Source organism: Pseudomonas sp. GW822-FHT07A10, from assembly GCF_058798795.1.
In genome coordinates this window covers 25531-41608 of sequence record NZ_JBXAKV010000009.1, presented here as the reverse complement: position 1 = coordinate 41608, position 16078 = coordinate 25531, and the positions used below count along the sequence as shown (strand labels likewise).

Annotated in this window: 17 protein-coding genes; 9 read left to right on the top strand and 8 right to left on the bottom strand. The window is 59.0% G+C overall.

The genetic code is table 11. The features are described from left to right. Nucleotides 1–50: 50 nt before the first annotated feature. The 4 genes from AC1RL4_RS16345 to AC1RL4_RS16330 form a co-directional block, all read right to left on the bottom strand. Nucleotides 51–545 carry a GreA/GreB family elongation factor gene (locus AC1RL4_RS16345; protein ID WP_230173138.1) on the bottom strand — a complete coding sequence of 165 codons (495 nt, stop codon included), beginning with the start codon at nt 543–545 and terminating at the stop codon, nt 51–53. A 70-nt stretch (nt 546–615) separates the two neighbouring features. After that, entirely contained in the window at nt 616–972 is a 357-nt protein-coding gene (locus AC1RL4_RS16340; protein ID WP_007938453.1) for a hypothetical protein, read from the bottom strand. 84 nt (nt 973–1056) lie between these two features. Next, a complete protein-coding gene (locus AC1RL4_RS16335) occupies nt 1057–2910 on the bottom strand; it encodes an Lnb N-terminal periplasmic domain-containing protein (RefSeq protein ID WP_230173146.1) in 1854 nt (617 codons plus the stop codon). 107 nt (nt 2911–3017) lie between these two features. Then, a complete protein-coding gene (locus AC1RL4_RS16330) occupies nt 3018–3506 on the bottom strand; it encodes a DUF3015 domain-containing protein (protein WP_018925873.1) in 489 nt (162 codons plus the stop codon). A 275-nt stretch (nt 3507–3781) separates the two neighbouring features. Between AC1RL4_RS16330 and AC1RL4_RS16325 the strand changes: the two genes are divergently transcribed. Together AC1RL4_RS16325 and AC1RL4_RS16320 are read left to right on the top strand one after the other, a co-directional pair. Further along, nucleotides 3782–6220: a Lon protease family protein gene (locus tag AC1RL4_RS16325; protein WP_019581274.1), complete on the top strand. Its 2439-nt coding sequence runs from the start codon at nt 3782–3784 to the stop codon at nt 6218–6220. Nucleotides 6221–6548: 328 nt separating this feature from the next. Next, nucleotides 6549–6890, top strand: a complete 342-nt coding sequence (locus AC1RL4_RS16320; protein ID WP_019581273.1) for a PA4575 family protein — start codon at nt 6549–6551, stop codon at nt 6888–6890. Nucleotides 6891–6896: 6 nt separating this feature from the next. Here AC1RL4_RS16320 and AC1RL4_RS16315 read toward each other — a convergent pair whose 3' ends face one another. After that, nucleotides 6897–8726: a hypothetical protein gene (locus tag AC1RL4_RS16315; protein ID WP_230173148.1), complete on the bottom strand. Its 1830-nt coding sequence runs from the start codon at nt 8724–8726 to the stop codon at nt 6897–6899. 160 nt (nt 8727–8886) lie between these two features. On the opposite strand from AC1RL4_RS16315, the gene AC1RL4_RS16310 reads away from it, so the two are divergent. The 3 genes from AC1RL4_RS16310 to bamJ all read left to right on the top strand — a co-directional run bounded on the left by AC1RL4_RS16310 (nt 8887) and on the right by bamJ (nt 10551). Then, entirely contained in the window at nt 8887–9375 is a 489-nt protein-coding gene (locus AC1RL4_RS16310) for a TIGR00645 family protein (RefSeq protein ID WP_007938436.1), read from the top strand. Nucleotides 9376–9509: 134 nt separating this feature from the next. Next, entirely contained in the window at nt 9510–9803 is a 294-nt protein-coding gene (locus AC1RL4_RS16305; RefSeq protein WP_096479525.1) for a DUF6482 family protein, read from the top strand. 130 nt (nt 9804–9933) lie between these two features. Continuing rightward, nucleotides 9934–10551 (top strand): BamJ family beta-barrel-assembly machinery protein, encoded by a 618-nt coding sequence (bamJ, locus tag AC1RL4_RS16300; protein WP_007938433.1) that lies wholly within the window; start codon nt 9934–9936, stop codon nt 10549–10551. Between the two features lie 61 nt (nt 10552–10612). Here the strand turns inward: bamJ and AC1RL4_RS16295 are convergent, their stop codons facing one another. The 3 genes from AC1RL4_RS16295 to AC1RL4_RS16285 all read right to left on the bottom strand — a co-directional run bounded on the left by AC1RL4_RS16295 (nt 10613) and on the right by AC1RL4_RS16285 (nt 12547). Next, on the bottom strand, nt 10613–10870 hold the full coding sequence (locus tag AC1RL4_RS16295; RefSeq protein WP_018925879.1) for a PA4570 family protein: 258 nt from the start codon (nt 10868–10870) through the stop codon (nt 10613–10615). Nucleotides 10871–11075: 205 nt separating this feature from the next. Then, complete coding sequence (locus AC1RL4_RS16290) at nt 11076–11417, bottom strand: zinc ribbon domain-containing protein YjdM (protein ID WP_007938431.1); 342 nt, start codon at nt 11415–11417, stop codon at nt 11076–11078. A gap of 161 nt (nt 11418–11578) precedes the next feature. Next, entirely contained in the window at nt 11579–12547 is a 969-nt protein-coding gene (locus AC1RL4_RS16285; protein WP_019581270.1) for a polyprenyl synthetase family protein, read from the bottom strand. Nucleotides 12548–12787: 240 nt separating this feature from the next. On the opposite strand from AC1RL4_RS16285, the gene rplU reads away from it, so the two are divergent. The 4 genes from rplU (at nt 12788) to proB (ending at nt 16068) form a co-directional block, all read left to right on the top strand. Further along, nucleotides 12788–13102, top strand: a complete 315-nt coding sequence (gene rplU / locus AC1RL4_RS16280) for a 50S ribosomal protein L21 (protein ID WP_007901869.1) — start codon at nt 12788–12790, stop codon at nt 13100–13102. A 33-nt stretch (nt 13103–13135) separates the two neighbouring features. Further along, entirely contained in the window at nt 13136–13393 is a 258-nt protein-coding gene (rpmA, locus tag AC1RL4_RS16275) for a 50S ribosomal protein L27 (RefSeq protein WP_003228360.1), read from the top strand. Between the two features lie 195 nt (nt 13394–13588). Beyond that, nucleotides 13589–14812, top strand: coding sequence for an Obg family GTPase CgtA (gene cgtA / locus AC1RL4_RS16270; protein WP_018925882.1), 1224 nt, complete (start codon nt 13589–13591; stop codon nt 14810–14812). 137 nt (nt 14813–14949) lie between these two features. Beyond that, nucleotides 14950–16068: a glutamate 5-kinase gene (gene proB / locus AC1RL4_RS16265; protein WP_019581269.1), complete on the top strand. Its 1119-nt coding sequence runs from the start codon at nt 14950–14952 to the stop codon at nt 16066–16068. Nucleotides 16069–16078 lie beyond the last annotated feature (10 nt).

Genomic DNA, 16078 nt, shown 5'->3' with positions numbered 1-16078 from the left:
TTTTTTGCGCTCAGTAAGACCGAGGCTTGCCGGCAAAGGCGTCATCGAACTTACCCGATCTCTATGGCCAGCACCTCAATCACCAAATCCCCCGCCGGGCGTTTCCACGACACTTCATCGCCCACGTGCGCACCCAGCAACGCCCGTCCCAGCGGCGAACTCCAATTGATCAACCCATGGGCGGCATCCGCCTGGTCTTCTCCAACCAATTGCACGCGCTGCTCTTGATCGTGTTCGTCGGCAAAAGTTACCCAATTGCCAATCTGCACTTTGTCGGTGGAGGAGGCTGGTGCAACCACCTGCGCACTTTGCAGGCGCTGCTTGAAGTAGCGCCAGTCGCGATCGAGGTCAGCCTGGCGCTGCTTGTCGGCCAGGTCACCTTTGGCGCTTTCCTCGTCGAGCAGGCTTTGCAGCGCGGCGACTTTCGCCTGAAGCTGCGCGAGCCCGGCGGGTGTGACGTAATTGGGCTGCGCGCTGACCTGTCGTTCGACTGGCAGGTCGGCTTGCGCGGCAGCGTTATCTTCATTGACGAAGGCGCGACTCATGTTGTTCTCCCGTTATAGGGTTTGGGCCATGGTCGCGTGCTTTAAGTTTCGACGAATGTCTGTAAACGACTTATTGCGAGCGATAGGCTCGCGCGGCGTCCCGGTCTTTCTGCTGTTGCCAGGCCCGTTCGCGCTCGTCCCAATGGCGTTCCCTGTACTCGTTTCGATCCTCGTTTTCGCGCATGGCCTGGCACTGACGGAAGCCATCGGTCCAGCCTTCGGCGTATTGCTTGTCCTTGAGGTAGCGTGGGACATTTTTGCGAAACTCACCGGTGATTGCCCCGGCGGCTTGCCGGCCACTGCTGCAACCGTCATCGAAGCCATCGGCGAACGCTGGCGGATAACCCTTGGCGATCAGGTCCTCGTGGGTCGACTGACACCCTGTGATCAGGACCAATAACCCCAATACTCCCACGCAACGCCACATCTCGGACTCCAGGGCCGTTCAACGGCCTATAGGGGAAGTCTAGAAGCGGATTTGTCGGATGGGAGTGAAAGAAAGGTCAAAAGATCAATAGTGATACCACTTCACTTCAAGCATCACTTCGTTTTCGGGTGACGCCAGGTGGCTGAATTCGCGCTGGGCACTCAGGCGCAGCCCGAGGTTGCGCGACAACTCCCACTGCTGATTCAGGCTCATGTTCCGGCGCACTTCGCCGTTGGTGAAGTAATCGCCCTTGGCTTCCAGGCTGAAATTCCCCAGCGGGTTTTTCCACAGCAGACCGCTGTTGAAGCCCGCTGCCGGGGCAATGAAGCCCGCGAAGTCGTTGTTGTGCTCCACGCGCACGGTGCCCAAGGCGAACCCGAGCATGTCGTCGCTCAGTTGCCAGGTCCCGCCGCCGCCACCGTTGACATGACTGACCAGGGTTTCGTCATCGTGCTTGCCCGGCACACGCTCCAGGCCGCCGGTGACTTGCCACGACAGCGGCTGCAACAGCGCGTTGCGCGGGGTCAGGGAGCGGATGGTCGCCAGGTCCAGTTGCTGCAACTGCCAGTGATTGCCTTCGTATTGGCGCAGCTTCATCTGCAGGATTTCGATCTGCGCGCCAAGAGGGAAGCTTTCGGCGTTGTCGTTGAGGTCGTGGTAGGCCATGCGCAGGCCATATTCGCCGAAGGCTTTGTCATCCCGGGTGCCGATGCCGGCCTGCCAGGTGCGGGACTCGTGGCCATCCTCGGGCAAGCCAGGTCGCGCAATGTCCAGTTCAGGAGGCGGGTTCTGATTGATCGCGCGCAGTAATTCGAAACTGCGCTGAGCTCGTTGCGGGTCACGTTCCTGGCCGTTGGCGCGATAACGCTCCAGACGATAGGCCGCATCGATGATCAACGCCTGTCGCTCGCGCGGTTGCGCCTTGAACGCCGGTTCCTGCAATTGCTTCTGATCGGCGCTGATTTTCAGCGCCCACTGCTGCTCTTCATCGGTCAACGGCTGCGCGCGGCTCAGCAGTTCACGCTCGCGGGACGGGCGATATTCGATCGACTCCACGAGTCCGGCCTGTTTCACCGCTTTGACGGTGTCGGTGGGAATGGCGGTCAACGGGAACTGATCGGTCAGCTTCAGGCCCGGCCGCGCCACCTGGAGCAGCTCAAGCAGGCGATAGGAGCAGTTTTCATCGAAGAAGAAGTAGTCGAACTGGATCTGCTTGAGCTCCCAGACGTGTTCGACCATGCGCTCGGTTTCCTGCTGGGTCAGGTTCAGGCGGTATTCCCACAGGTCGCGGTTTTCGAGGCTACGGTATTCCGAGAGTTTTTCCTGATAGGGCACCAGTGCAAACAGCCCGGGATAACCACCCATCAGGCCTTTCCACGCGTACAAAATGCTGTTGTCCGACCCTTCGATGTAGGCGCCGAAATTGATCGCGTAACTGAGCAGCGAGGTCTTGTCGCGCTGCACATCGGCCTGATCGATGCGCAGCAAGGTATGGCCGAACATCGACGACGGGCTGTTCAGGTAGGCGGCCGGGAAAATCATCACCGCGCTGTGGGGGGCAACGTCCTTGAACCATTGCTTGAATTCAGCACAGTCCAGCGACGGCAGGTCCGTCAGGTCGAGTTGCGCCTTGAGCCAGCGAGTACGGGCCGGATAGACGCATTGCGCATGCTGCTCGCCGGCACTGGCCGGGGCATATAGCGCCTGTACGGTCGCCGCCAGTTCGCGGTCGGGGTGTTCGTTGCCGTCGGAGGCGAGAAAGAATTTTTTGTCGCTGACATAGCTGCGCCAGCCACCGAGCTTGGCGGTTTCGTAATGCCCCAGGGAAATCCAGAAGGGGTCGTTGGCCAGTTGCTGCAAACGTTGATTGTCGATGTGGGGCGCGGCGGACAGCGGGGCGCAGACACAGAGCGCCAGCCAGGCAAGGCGTTTGAGCATAGTGAGCAACTTAAGTCGAAAGAAACAAAGACCCAAAGAGGCAGGCGAAAAAGGGCCCGGGTCAAAAAATAAAACCCGCTCCCCAAAGAGAGCGGGACGGGTCGAGCTTAAGCTTGAGTGGCGTACTTGGCCAGACGAGGATCGTTCTTCAATACGGCCAGGGTGTTGGTATGCACATCCTCAGCGGTCACGTCAGCTTTGCTGAAAATTTGCTGGAAGTGTTGATGAGTCACGGCGGCGAAATGCGCACGGTCTTCCGGCGCCACGCCCAGTACCACGGCGTAAGTGGTCAGCGCTTCGCCCTGACCTTTGGCCATGTCTTCGGACAGCTCGTTCATCATGCCATTCATGGCGATCCAGGATTTGCCGCCATAGGTCAGCGCCGCATTGGTCGAGCAACCGTTGGTACCGGAGGTCATGCCGAAAGTTGCGTTACCGGAAGTGCCGTTGGTGGTGGATGCCAGGAAGTGTGCCGGGGTGCCACGCTGACCTTCGAACAGCATGTTGCCCCAACCGCAGTCCGGACCGCCTGGCGCCTGAGCCATGGCGTTGATGGATACAACGGTGAAGAGAGTACCAAGAAGAATCCGTTTCATAGCTATGTTCTCTTTGTGTGCATACCAATGGACAGGGTGCTGGCCCCTAATGGTGCCAGTGGGCCGGTTATTCGTTCCAGCCGCGCAGTTTGGAGTTTAGGCAGGTTCCAGGGGTTCCGTGATTTTTTGCGAAACATTCCCTGAAAACCTTGATTTTGACCCGCGCGGCCCGAGGATGGGGGCTTGTCTAAGCTTTGGCTTGAGGTGCGCCTTGCCAGTGGGTACGGGCAGCGCCAGAATGCCGTTATCTGCCCCGCCTGATGTAAGGAAGCCCGATGCCTGATCCTGTTGCTGCCAGCTTGCGTCTAGCGCCTGAAGCGCTGACCCGTCCGTTTTCCGCTGAACAGTTCAGCTTCTCTACCACCAATGATCTGGAGCCTTTCCGCGGTGTGCTTGGCCAGGAACGTGCGGTCGAAGCCTTGCAGTTCGGTGTGGCCATGCCACGCCCCGGTTACAACGTATTTGTCATGGGCGAGCCCGGCACTGGCCGGTTTTCGTTCGTCAAGCGCTATCTCAAGGCCGAAGGAAAGCGCATGCAGACCCCGGCGGACTGGGTCTACGTCAATAATTTCGATGAGCCGCGCGAGCCTCGCGCCCTGGAGTTGCCGTCGGGTACCGCTGGCGCCTTTATCGGTGACATCAATGGCTTGATCGACAACCTGCTGGCGACCTTTCCGGCGGTGTTCGAGCACCCGTCCTACCAGCAGAAGAAAAGCGCCATCGATCGCGCCTTCAACCAGCGTTATGACCGCGCGCTGGATGTGATCGAGCGTCTGGCGCTGGAGAAAGACGTCGCGCTCTACCGCGACAGCAGCAACATTGCCTTCACCCCGATGAGCGAAGGCAAGGCCCTGGATGAGGCGGAATTCGCCCAGTTGCCGGAAGCCGAGCGCGAGCGCTTTCATGATGACATTTCCGGGCTCGAAGAGCGGTTGAACGAAGAACTCGCCAGCCTGCCGCAATGGAAGCGCGAGTCGAGCAATCAGCTGCGCCAGCTCAACGAAGAAACCATCACCCTGGCCTTGCAGCCATTGCTGGCGCCGCTGTCGGAAAAGTACGCGGAAAACGCAGGCGTTTGCGGTTACTTGCAAGCGATGCAGGTGTACCTGCTCAAAACGGTGGTCGAGCAACTGGTGGACGACAGCAAGACCGACGCCATCGCCCGCAAATTGCTTGAAGAGCAATACGCCCCGAGCCTGGTGGTCGGGCATCCGCACAGCGGCGGTGCGCCGGTGGTGTTCGAGCCGCACCCGACCTACGACAACCTGTTTGGCCGTATCGAATACAGCACCGATCAGGGCGCGCTCTACACCACCTATCGCCAGTTGCGACCGGGTGCTTTGCACCGGGCCAACGGCGGTTTCCTGATCCTCGAAGCGGAAAAAATGCTCAGCGAGCCATTCGTCTGGGATGCGCTCAAGCGTGCCTTGCAATCGCGCAAGCTGAAAATGGAATCGCCACTGGGTGAGCTGGGCCGTCTGGCCACCGTGACGCTGACGCCGCAACACATTCCGTTACAGGTCAAAGTCGTGATCATCGGCGCCCGGCAGCTCTACTACACGCTGCAAGACCTCGATCCGGACTTCCAGGAGATGTTCCGCGTCCTGGTGGATTTCGATGAAGACATTCCGATGGTTGACGAAAGCCTGGAGCAGTTCGCCCAGTTGCTCAAAACCCGTACCTCGGAAGAAGGCATGGCGCCGCTGACCGCCGATGCGGTGGCGCGTCTGGCGACTTACAGCGCACGTCTGGCCGAGCACCAGGGACGTTTGTCGGCACGGATCGGCGATCTGTTCCAACTGGTCAGCGAGGCAGATTTCATTCGCGACCTGGCGGGTGATGACATGACCGACGCCGGGCACATCGAGCGTGCGCTCAAGGCCAAGGCCACCCGTACCGGGCGCGTTTCGGCGCGGATTCTCGATGACATGCTGGCCGGGATCATTCTGATCGACACCGATGGCGCGGCGGTCGGCAAGTGCAACGGGCTGACGGTACTGGAAGTCGGCGATTCGGCCTTCGGGATACCGGCGCGGATTTCCGCCACGGTGTATCCGGGCGGCAGCGGCATCGTCGACATCGAGCGCGAGGTCAACCTCGGCCAGCCGATTCACTCCAAAGGCGTGATGATCCTCACCGGGTACCTGGGCAGCCGTTACGCCCAGGAATTCCCGTTGGCGATTTCCGCGAGCATCGCCCTGGAGCAGTCCTACGGTTATGTCGACGGTGACAGCGCATCGTTGGGCGAGGCCTGTACGCTGATCTCGGCCTTGTCGAAAACTCCACTCAAGCAGTGCTTTGCGATTACCGGTTCGATCAACCAATTCGGTGAAGTGCAGGCGGTAGGCGGGGTCAACGAGAAGATCGAAGGCTTCTTCCGGCTCTGCGAGGCTCGCGGCCTGACGGGCGAGCAGGGAGCGATCATTCCTCAGGCTAACGTCGCCACGCTGATGCTTGACGAGAAGGTGCTGGCGGCGGTGCGCGCGGGGCAGTTCCATGTCTACGCGGTGCGCCAGGCCGACGAAGCCCTGAGCCTGCTGGTCGGCGAGCCGGCCGGTACGCCGGATGAGAATGGCGAGTTTCCCGAGGGCAGCGTCAACGCGCGGGTGGTGGAACGCTTGCGGGTGATCGCGGAAATGGTCAGCGACGAAGACCTCAAGGAGGCCGAAAAGGAGTTGGCGCAGGAAGCATTGCTGGAAGTCAAACCGGCCTGAGTCAATCTCGAAACTGAGGAGGCTCCCTGTGGCGAGGGAGCTTGTCGGACCGCCGCACCGCCCCGTTCGGCTGCGTAGCAGTCGTCACATCGGCGATGAGGTCTGTCTGATAAATTTCGGGGCCGCTTCGCAGCCCAACGGGGCAAGCCCCCTCGCCACATCTCTGGCGTCAATATTTGCACGGCGACCACTCGGCGCCTTCTGGCTGCGGGCCGCGTGCGAGCTGAACTTTTCTTCTATTCTCTGCTCAAGGATATCGACAGTTATCACTGGATCGAGACAGCCTTCCCGTGGAGGCTGAATACCGGATCTACCGAGGGTCGCCGCCATGTCGCGCAACCTCTGCCTCACCCGTCAATGCCTGGGCCTTGTGACCCGTATCGAATGTGCTATCCGCCCGCTGGCGGGAGATACGGGCATGTGGACCTTGCTTTTTGCCGCCGGAATGGCCGGCGAGCAACCTTCAGCCATCAAGGCTCAAGGCCCGTTCCGTGGGCCGGTCGTGGCTGAATCGATCCTCGACACCATCGTCGAAAGTCTGACTCTGCATGGCTACGAGCTGGCCGATGACCCGCAAATCTGGTGCCTGCACCTGCAAGCCCAGTTGCGAGAGATCAACGGTGGCCGTTTCCACAACCTTGCCGGTCCCGGGTTTCGACCTGAAGGCTGATCCAGGCTATTGATCCAGGTTACCTGGCTCGGTCTTGTCGAGTTTGACCTCGAAACCGTATTGCACGGTGGTGAGGTTGGTTCGCTGATAAGTTTCCAGACGTGTGGGCTGGCCGTAGAAGTAATGCACTGCGAATAACCCCGGACCTTGCGCGTTCGCGTCGTGACTGACCGAAAGAATCTCCTTCAGATAGTTGCCACTGTCGTCCTTGGCGAAAAAGCGCCAGTCTTGGTCGGGGAACAGCTTCAGATCAACCACCAACTCATTCCCTTTGAGCGCCAGGCCCTTGGGCAGTTGGTGGGCGTCGTAGGTTTGCTTGTCGACAGTCGCCAGGAACAGCGGCATGGAGCCCACTGCGTAGGCCGGAGTTTCTGCAAACAGATTCAGATCGTAGGTGATGCTGCCGCGTAGCGGGTCGACCTGATACGCCTCCGGTGGCAGCTCGATCGGCCCGTCGCGCCGGCCATTGCTGTCTTGGGTAAAGAACGTCACGGGACTTTCGCCGGGATTGAACGAGGTGCCGAGCAGTTCATCATTGAAACTTCTGGGGTGATCGAAATCGATGCGCGCGGCGCTCGGGTCTTCGATCGACTGGCTGATACTGATGCTTTTTTTCAGTTGGTTCTCGTCCAGCGTCGCACCCTTGAGCCAGGTCGCAGCCTGGTCGTCGTATACCACCACGGGCAAGGTCAGTGGCTGGATGGCTTTTTCCGTCGTGTGCGGGTCGAAGCGGCGTACTGGCAGGTCCAGGTTCTTGCGGGTCACCGTGACCGCCGAGAAGTCCAGCAAGCTGACTTCGAGCGTGTCGATCGGTCCGTTGAAGTACACCTTGGCGTACTGTCGGGTTTGTTGTTTTTCAAAGGCACGCTGGTTGTCCTCGAGCTGTTTTTCGAACGCTTCGCTCCAGGCTTTCTGCTGTTGCATTTGCGCCAGTTGTTTTTGATAGAACGCAATTTGCGCGGCGGTTTCATGGATCGCGCCCGAGCGCGAGAGGAATTGTCCGGTGGTGTCCCTGGCCTGAACGATCAGCGGGTTGGGCGGTGTATCGCGAACCTCGGGGGCCGGTGGTGCGCTGTTACTGAATTCGATTTCGGCATGGTTTTTTTCAAGCTTCAGCAGCGTGACACTGAGGTTGTCATTGGTGCGCGTCTGGCCGACGTCCTTTTTTGTCAGGTCGAAGCTGTAGATTCGGCGTGGGGCGATGACCTCCACCTTGCCTTGCAAACTCACCGGTTGTGGCAGGTTCTTCTTGTCCACACCCAGGCCTTCGATGAAGGGGTAGGTCACCGTCAAATCATCGGGGTTGGTCAGGTTGGAGCTCGACGGGCTCAGCTGGATTCCTGGATCGGTTTCCGACCATTCCGGCTGAAACGCGATGACGCGCTTGTTGCTGAGGGTCACCGATTGCCATTCCAGGTCATGAGGGAAAAGGAATGCGCCAGGGGTGTTGAAGTGGAGGGGGAATACCGGTTGCAGATCGGTCAGGTAATCCGAGCTGGACTCCTTGTGCAGCACGAACAGCCCGTTGATGTAAGTGTCGACCAGCGCCGGGGGCGTGGGGTAGTGCTTGAATACGGCGAGGGCATCTTCGCCGTATTCGGTGACCACCGGTTTACTGTCGAGCTTGAGTTGCGCACGCTCGAGCAGCAGCAGTGAACCGCCGAGTTCGGTCACGACGTCCTTGAGTTTCGGATCCTTGATCGCCTCCAGAGACTTTTCGAACTGCGCGGTCTTTTCTTCGAGGCTGACCTGGCGTTTCTCATCGCTGGGTGAACAACCACCGAGCAGCAATGCGAGGCAAAGTCCGGCACTCGTTAAAGGCAATCGCACATCCATTTCCAGTTTTCCTGTCCGATGTCGCTGACCTGTCATTGATCTGGACACTAGCAGAAAAACTTTGTCACACACACGCAGGTTGCGGATTTTCCGGCGGTTTCTGGGTGTAACAGGCGGCTGTTATACTCGCCGCCATTTCCAGCCCCTTGTGTGAGATTCAATGGAACGCTTTATCGAAAATACAATGTACGCCTCCCGCTGGTTGCTGGCGCCGATCTATTTCGGTTTGTCGCTGGGCTTGCTGGCGTTGGCACTGAAATTCTTCCAGGAAGTCATCCACGTCATCCCTAACGTGTTCTCGATGGCCGAGTCGGATCTGATTCTGGTGTTGTTGTCGCTGATCGACATGGCGCTGGTAGGCGGCTTGCTGGTAATGGTGATGATCTCCGGTTACGAGAACTTCGTTTCCGAACTGGATATCGACGACAGCAAGGAGAAGCTCAACTGGTTGGGCACCATGGATTCGTCTTCGTTGAAGATGAAGGTCGCGGCTTCCATCGTGGCAATTTCGTCGATCCACTTGCTGCGGATTTTCATGGACGCCAAGAACGTCGATCCGGAGCATTTGCAGTGGTACGTGATCATCCACATGACCTTCGTGGTGTCGGCGTTTGCCATGGGTTATCTGGACAAGCTGACCAAGCACTGATCCGCCCTTACTTGCTCCACCGCACCGCCCGTCTGTTGCGAAACAGACGGGCGGTGTCGTTTGTGGCTTGTACTTTGGCGCGTCGAGGCATATCCCTGTAAGAACCCTGGCTCTCCACTGCGTGAGGTGCGCTCATGAACCTGCAAGAGTTGAATGCGTATGCCATCGCCGGAAAGATCGATGAGTTGAATCTGATCTCGATGGAAGGCGTGTTCTACGTGCTGGAGGCTCGGATGCATGGTGCGGCGCATCCAGTGCTCGATGCTCATGGTGAGACATTGCAGCTGCGGTCGGTCGAGCATGCGCGTGAAGTGCTTCACGCCTGTCCTAAGCCATTCAACGTTGTATATACCTCGGCCCATGATGAAATGTGCGGTACCAGCGCCGAGGAAAGTCCGAAATTACCGAGCACCTTCCGTTCTGCGTAACAGGGCTGACGCCGCTCATCAACGTGGCGGCATCTGTGCTAGTCTGCTCGCCCTTTTGATTCCGGGCGCTCCGGGATGCGCTGTGCACGCACGGCAAGTTCCAGGGCCGTCCGCACAGCGGAGCAGTGTCATGTCCGAAGTAAATCTGTCCACCGATGAAACCCGCGTCAGCTACGGCATTGGCCGTCAGTTGGGCGACCAGCTGCGTGACAATCCGCCACCGGGCGTGAGCCTGGACGCAATCCTGGCGGGTCTGACCGACGCGTTCGCCGGCAAGCCAAGCCGTGTGGGTCAGGAAGAAATGTCCGCCAGCTTCAAAGTGATCCGCGAGATCATGCAAGCTGAAGCGGCTGCCAAGGCTGAAGCTGCTGCTGGCGAAGGCCTGGCTTTCCTGGCTGAAAACGCCAAGCGTGAAGGCATCACTACTCTGGCTTCGGGCCTGCAATTTGAAGTGCTGACTCAAGGTGAAGGCGCCAAGCCAACCCGTGAAGATCAAGTGCGCACGCACTACCATGGCACTCTGATCGACGGCACTGTGTTCGACAGCTCCTACGAGCGCGGCCAGCCTGCAGAATTCCCGGTAGGCGGCGTTATCGCTGGCTGGACCGAAGCCCTGCAACTGATGAACGCGGGCAGCAAATGGCGTCTGTACGTGCCGAGCGAACTGGCTTACGGCGCTCAAGGCGTTGGCAGCATTCCGCCGCACAGCGTACTGGTATTCGATGTCGAACTGCTCGACGTTCTGTAATCCCGGTGTTGGAGCTGGCCCGCTCCTGCAGGGCCAGCTCCGGCATTTTTACAAATGATCTTCATACCTCGAACTTGGTATTCAGATCATGACTCGGGCGCAACGCCCGGGCATAGCAAAACAGAAACAGATTGCGCACCAGTTCCTTGAGCACCACCGGCTCGCTGGAACTCAGGCCGTTGACGTCCAGATCACCCTGATCCTGCAGCTCGTTCAAGGCTTCTTCTTCAAGCACCGCACAGACTTCCCCGGTTTCCCGATGCAGGATTCTGAGGTAGGGATGTGGGCGGTCCAGCCAGGCATCGATCAAATAAGTCATGGGTCTCATCTCCATTGATTGGGTTCAATGAGAATAATTCCTATTCATTAAATAGCAAGGGCCTATTGGCGGTTTGCGTTTTTTATCGGGTAAGGATTGCGTAAGGTCAAAGCGGCTGGCGTTTGGCTATTGCGAGGAGTGCTGGGTGAGGCGGGGAAGGGCAAAGCACCATCCCACGCAGGGCGCGGGATGGAATACAGCGGGCTCAGACTTTTCTGACGAACTCGGATTTGAGTTTCATCGGGCCGATGCCGTCGATCTTGCAGTCGATGTCGTGGTCGCCATCACACAGGCGGATGTTCTTGACCTTGGTGCCGACCTTGACCACCAGGGAAGTGCCTTTGACCTTGAGGTCCTTGATCACGGTGATGGTATCGCCGTCCTGCAGGACGTTGCCGACCGAGTCCTTTTTCACGGTATCGTCGGACGCTACTTCGGCTTCGCCGTTGGCGGACCACTCATGGGCGCACTCCGGGCAGATCAGCTGTGCGCCGTCTTCGTAGGTGTATTCGGAATTGCATTTCGGGCAGGGTGGCAACGTGCTCACTAAAGCTCCTTGGATCCAGGATGGCTAAAAAGAAAGCGCACATTATATAGGGATTTATCGCAGGAGGGAGCGAACAGCAAAAGATCGCAGCCTTCGGCAGCTCCTTGGTGTACCCATGTGGAGCTGCCGAAGGCTGCGATCTTTTGATTTTGCTGTGAATATCAGTGCGTGCGAGCGACCGCAAACTCACTCAATTCCACCAGCGCATCGCGGTATTCGCTGGCGGGCAGGGCGTCGAGGCACTTGATCGCACGGGCCACGTAGTCGCGGGCCAGTTGCGCGGTGTAATCCAGCGAGCCGGAAGCTTCGACCGCTTCGCGAATGCTTTCCAGGTCTTCGATGCCACCTTTCTGGATCGCCTGACGAACCAGTGCGGCCTGCTCCGGAGTGCCTTCGCGCATGGTGTAGATCAGCGGCAGCGTCGGCTTGCCCTCGGCCAGGTCGTCACCGACGTTCTTGCCCAGGGTCTCGGCATCGCCACGGTAGTCCAGCAGGTCATCAACCAGTTGGAAGGCCACGCCCAGGTGATCGCCAAAGGTGCGCAGCGCTTCGCTCTGTTCCAGCGAGGCGCCGGCCAGGGCTGCGGCGCTGTGGGTCGAAGCCTCGAAGAGCATCGCGGTTTTGCCGCGAATGACTTCCATGTAGGTTTCTTCGGTGGTGCTGGCGTCGCGGACCTTCGACAGCTGTAGCACCTCGCCTTCAGCGATGATGCGCGTGGCTTGCGAAAGGATCTTCATTACCGGCATGGAGCCCAGTTCGACCATCATTTCGAAAGAACGCGAATACAGGAAGTCGCCCACCAGCACGCTCGGCGCGTTGCCCCACATGGCATTGGCGGTCGAACGACCACGGCGCATGCCGGACATGTCGACGACGTCGTCGTGCAGCAGGGTGGCGGTGTGCAGGAACTCGATGGTCGCGGCCAGCAGGCGCAGGTCATCGCCTTCGCGGCCCAGTGCCTTGCCGCACAGCAGCACGAGCAAGGGACGCAGGCGTTTACCGCCAGCCGAGGTAATGTAGTCGCCGATTTTCGATACCAGCGGCACTCGGGAAGTCAGCTGCTTCTTGATGATGCCGTCGACGGCGTTAAAATCGTCCGCCACCGCGCGGTAGAAAGCTTGGGGTTGCATCAGCGACAGTTGCTCCAGAAGGGTTGCGCGGCATGCTAGGACCCACGTCCGGGCCTGTCAAGGCGCGATGGACGGCCACTTGCAACGCCAGAGTAGCTTGCGTACAATCGCGCACCCTGAACTTCCTGGGCAGCACCTGCCTTACGCAATTGCAAACTGGCCTTCCAGCCTTATGCAGCCATGCCAGCCAATACCTCTTCTTATAAAGAGCTGGGTGAGCAGGATTATCGGAGAAATACCATGTCTTATGCAGTAATCGTTACTGGTGGCAAGCAGTACAAAGTTGCTCCAGGTGAATACCTGAAGATCGAAAAACTGGAAATCGCTACCGGCGAATCCGTAACTTTTGATCGCGTTCTGTTGGTTGCCAATGGCGACGACGTGAATATCGGCGCTCCAGTTGTTCCTGGCGCTACCGTTGTGGCTGAAGTGATCTCCCAAGGTCGTCACGATAAAGTCCGCATCATCAAGTTCCGTCGCCGTAAGCACCACATGAAGCGTATGGGCCACCGCCAGTGGTACACCGAGATCAAAATCACCGGTATTCAGGCTTAATCAGCCTAATTCCTCACTAGGAGAATTGAACTCATGGCACACAAAAAAGCTGGTGGTAGTACCCGTAACGGTCGCGACTCAGAAGCCAAACGCCTTGGCGTGAAGATGTATGGCGGCCAGGTCATCAAGGCCGGTAACATCATCGTGCGTCAGCGCGGCACCCAATTCCACGCTGGCTACGGCGTTGGCATGGGTAAGGATCACACCCTCTTCGCGAAAATCGAAGGCGTGATCAAATTTGAAGTAAAAGGCGCCTTCGGTCGTCGTTACGTGAGCGTCGTCGCAGCTTAATTGCGCGATCGCTGGAAAAGCCCTGTCTTGCGACGGGGCTTTTTCGTTTGTGGGGTGAGTCTCTTGCAAAGCTGTTTGTGATGGGCTCCAGCGCTGTATTGGCGGTCGTTGATTGAGGTCGCTGCGCTCATTTTTGCAAGAGTCTTATGTCTTGGTTGTTTTTCGGCTCGTCCGTATGGCGAGAGGCGTTTTGTTATGAAGTTTGTTGATGAAGTATCGATTCGAGTAAAGGCCGGCGACGGTGGCAACGGTTGCATGAGTTTCCGTCGAGAAAAATTCATTGAAAACGGCGGCCCGAACGGCGGCGACGGTGGTGATGGCGGTTCCATCTACATGATGGCCGACGAGAACCTGAACACCCTGGTCGACTACCGTTACACCCGGCACTTCGATGCCGAGCGCGGTTCCAACGGTGGCAGCACCGACTGCACCGGCAAAAAAGGTGAGGATCTGATCCTGCGGGTGCCGGTCGGTACCACAGTGATCGACTCTGCCACCCAGGAAGTCATCGGCGACCTGACCAAAGCCGGCCAGAAGCTGATGGTGGTTCAGGGCGGCTGGCACGGTCTGGGTAACACTCGTTTCAAATCCAGCACCAACCGTGCGCCGCGCCAGACTACGCCGGGCAAGCCGGGTGAGCAGCGCGACCTGAAACTGGAAATGAAGGTGTTGGCGGACGTCGGTCTGCTCGGTTTGCCGAACGCCGGCAAAAGTACCTTCATTCGCTCGGTGTCGGCTGCCAAGCCGAAAGTCGCCGACTACCCGTTCACCACGTTGGTGCCGAACCTGGGTGTGGTCAGTGTCGATCGCTGGAAGAGCTTCGTGGTCGCGGATATTCCGGGCCTGATCGAAGGTGCTTCCGACGGCGCAGGCCTGGGGATTCGCTTCCTCAAGCACTTGTCGCGTACGCGTCTGCTGCTGCACCTCGTCGACATGGCGCCGCTGGATGACACCAGTGCGCCGGATGCCGCTGAAGTGATCGTCAGCGAGCTGACCAAGTTCAGCCCGTCCCTGGCTGAGCGTGATCGCTGGCTGGTGCTGAACAAGTGCGACCAGATCCTTGAGGAAGAGCACGATGCTCGCGTCAAGGAGATCGTTGATCGTCTGGAGTGGACCGGTCCGGTCTATGTGATCTCGGCGATCGCCAAGCAAGGCACCGAGCGCCTGTGTCACGACATCATGCGTTACCTGGAAGATCGCGCCGATCGCCTGGCTAACGACCCGGCCTACAAGGAAGAGCTGGCTGAACTCGATCAGCGCATCGAAGATGAAGCTCGCGCTCAGTTGCAGGCGCTGGACGATCAGCGTGCTCTGCGCCGCAGCGGCGTGAAGTCGGTCCATGACATCGGTGACGACGATTGGGATGAAGAAGATGTGGATGACGAAGACGGTCCGGAAATCATTTACGTGCGTGACTGATTCGTTGCGATAAACTTAAGCGCCGCTCACTGGAGCGGCGTTTTAGTATCTGGAAATCGACTGTTGGTCACGAAGAACCACGAATAACGTCACGGGCAGTGCCAGGTCGCGCTGCCCTCAAGCTAAGGTTGAAGATGATGCGGAGCAAGGTGACAGGTGCGCAGCGTTGGGTCGTGAAGATCGGCAGCGCTTTGCTGACGGCGGACGGCAAGGGCCTGGATCGCGCAGCAATGGGTGTCTGGGTCGAGCAGATGGTTGCCCTGCATGAGGCGGGCGTTGAGCTGGTGCTGGTGTCCTCCGGGGCGGTGGCGGCGGGCATGAGCCGTCTGGGTTGGACTTCACGACCCAGTGCGATGCACGAGTTGCAGGCGGCTGCCGCCATCGGTCAGATGGGGTTGGTGCAGGCCTGGGAGTCGAGCTTCGCTGAGCATGGTCGGCATACCGCACAGATTCTCCTGACTCACGACGACTTGTCCGACCGCAAGCGCTACCTGAATGCTCGTAGCACCCTGCGTGCGCTGGTCGAGTTGAAAGTGATCCCGGTGATCAACGAAAACGACACCGTGGTCACTGACGAAATCCGTTTCGGCGACAACGACACGTTGGCGGCGCTGGTGGCGAATCTGGTCGAAGCCGATTTGCTGGTGATCCTCACCGATCGCGATGGCATGTTCGATGCTGATCCACGCAACAATCCCGACGCCAAGCTGATTTACGAGGCGCGGGCCGACGATCCGGCGCTCGATGCGGTAGCCGGTGGCACTGGCGGTGCGTTGGGGCGTGGCGGCATGCAGACCAAGCTGCGCGCAGCGCGTCTGGCGGCGCGCTCCGGTGCGCACACCATCATCGTTGGTGGGCGTATTGAGCGAGTGCTGGATCGCCTCAAGGCGGGCGAGCGCATCGGCACTTTGCTGTCGCCTGAGCGCGGCATGCTGGCGGCCCGCAAGCAGTGGTTGGCCGGGCATCTGCAAACTCGCGGCACTCTGGTGCTGGATGCGGGGGCGGTGACGGCATTGTCTCAAGGCAACAAAAGTTTGCTGCCGGTAGGAGTCAAGCTGGTCCAGGGCAGCTTCCGTCGTGGCGAAATGGTGGTCTGCGTGGCGCCGGACGGTCGTGAAATTGCCCGTGGCCTGGCCAACTACAGCGCTCTGGAAGCACAAAAAATCATCGGTCAGTCGTCTGAGGCGATCGTCGGTCTGTTGGGTTACATGGCTGAGCCGGAACTGGTTCATCGCGATAACCTGATTCTGGTCTGAAGGAATACCT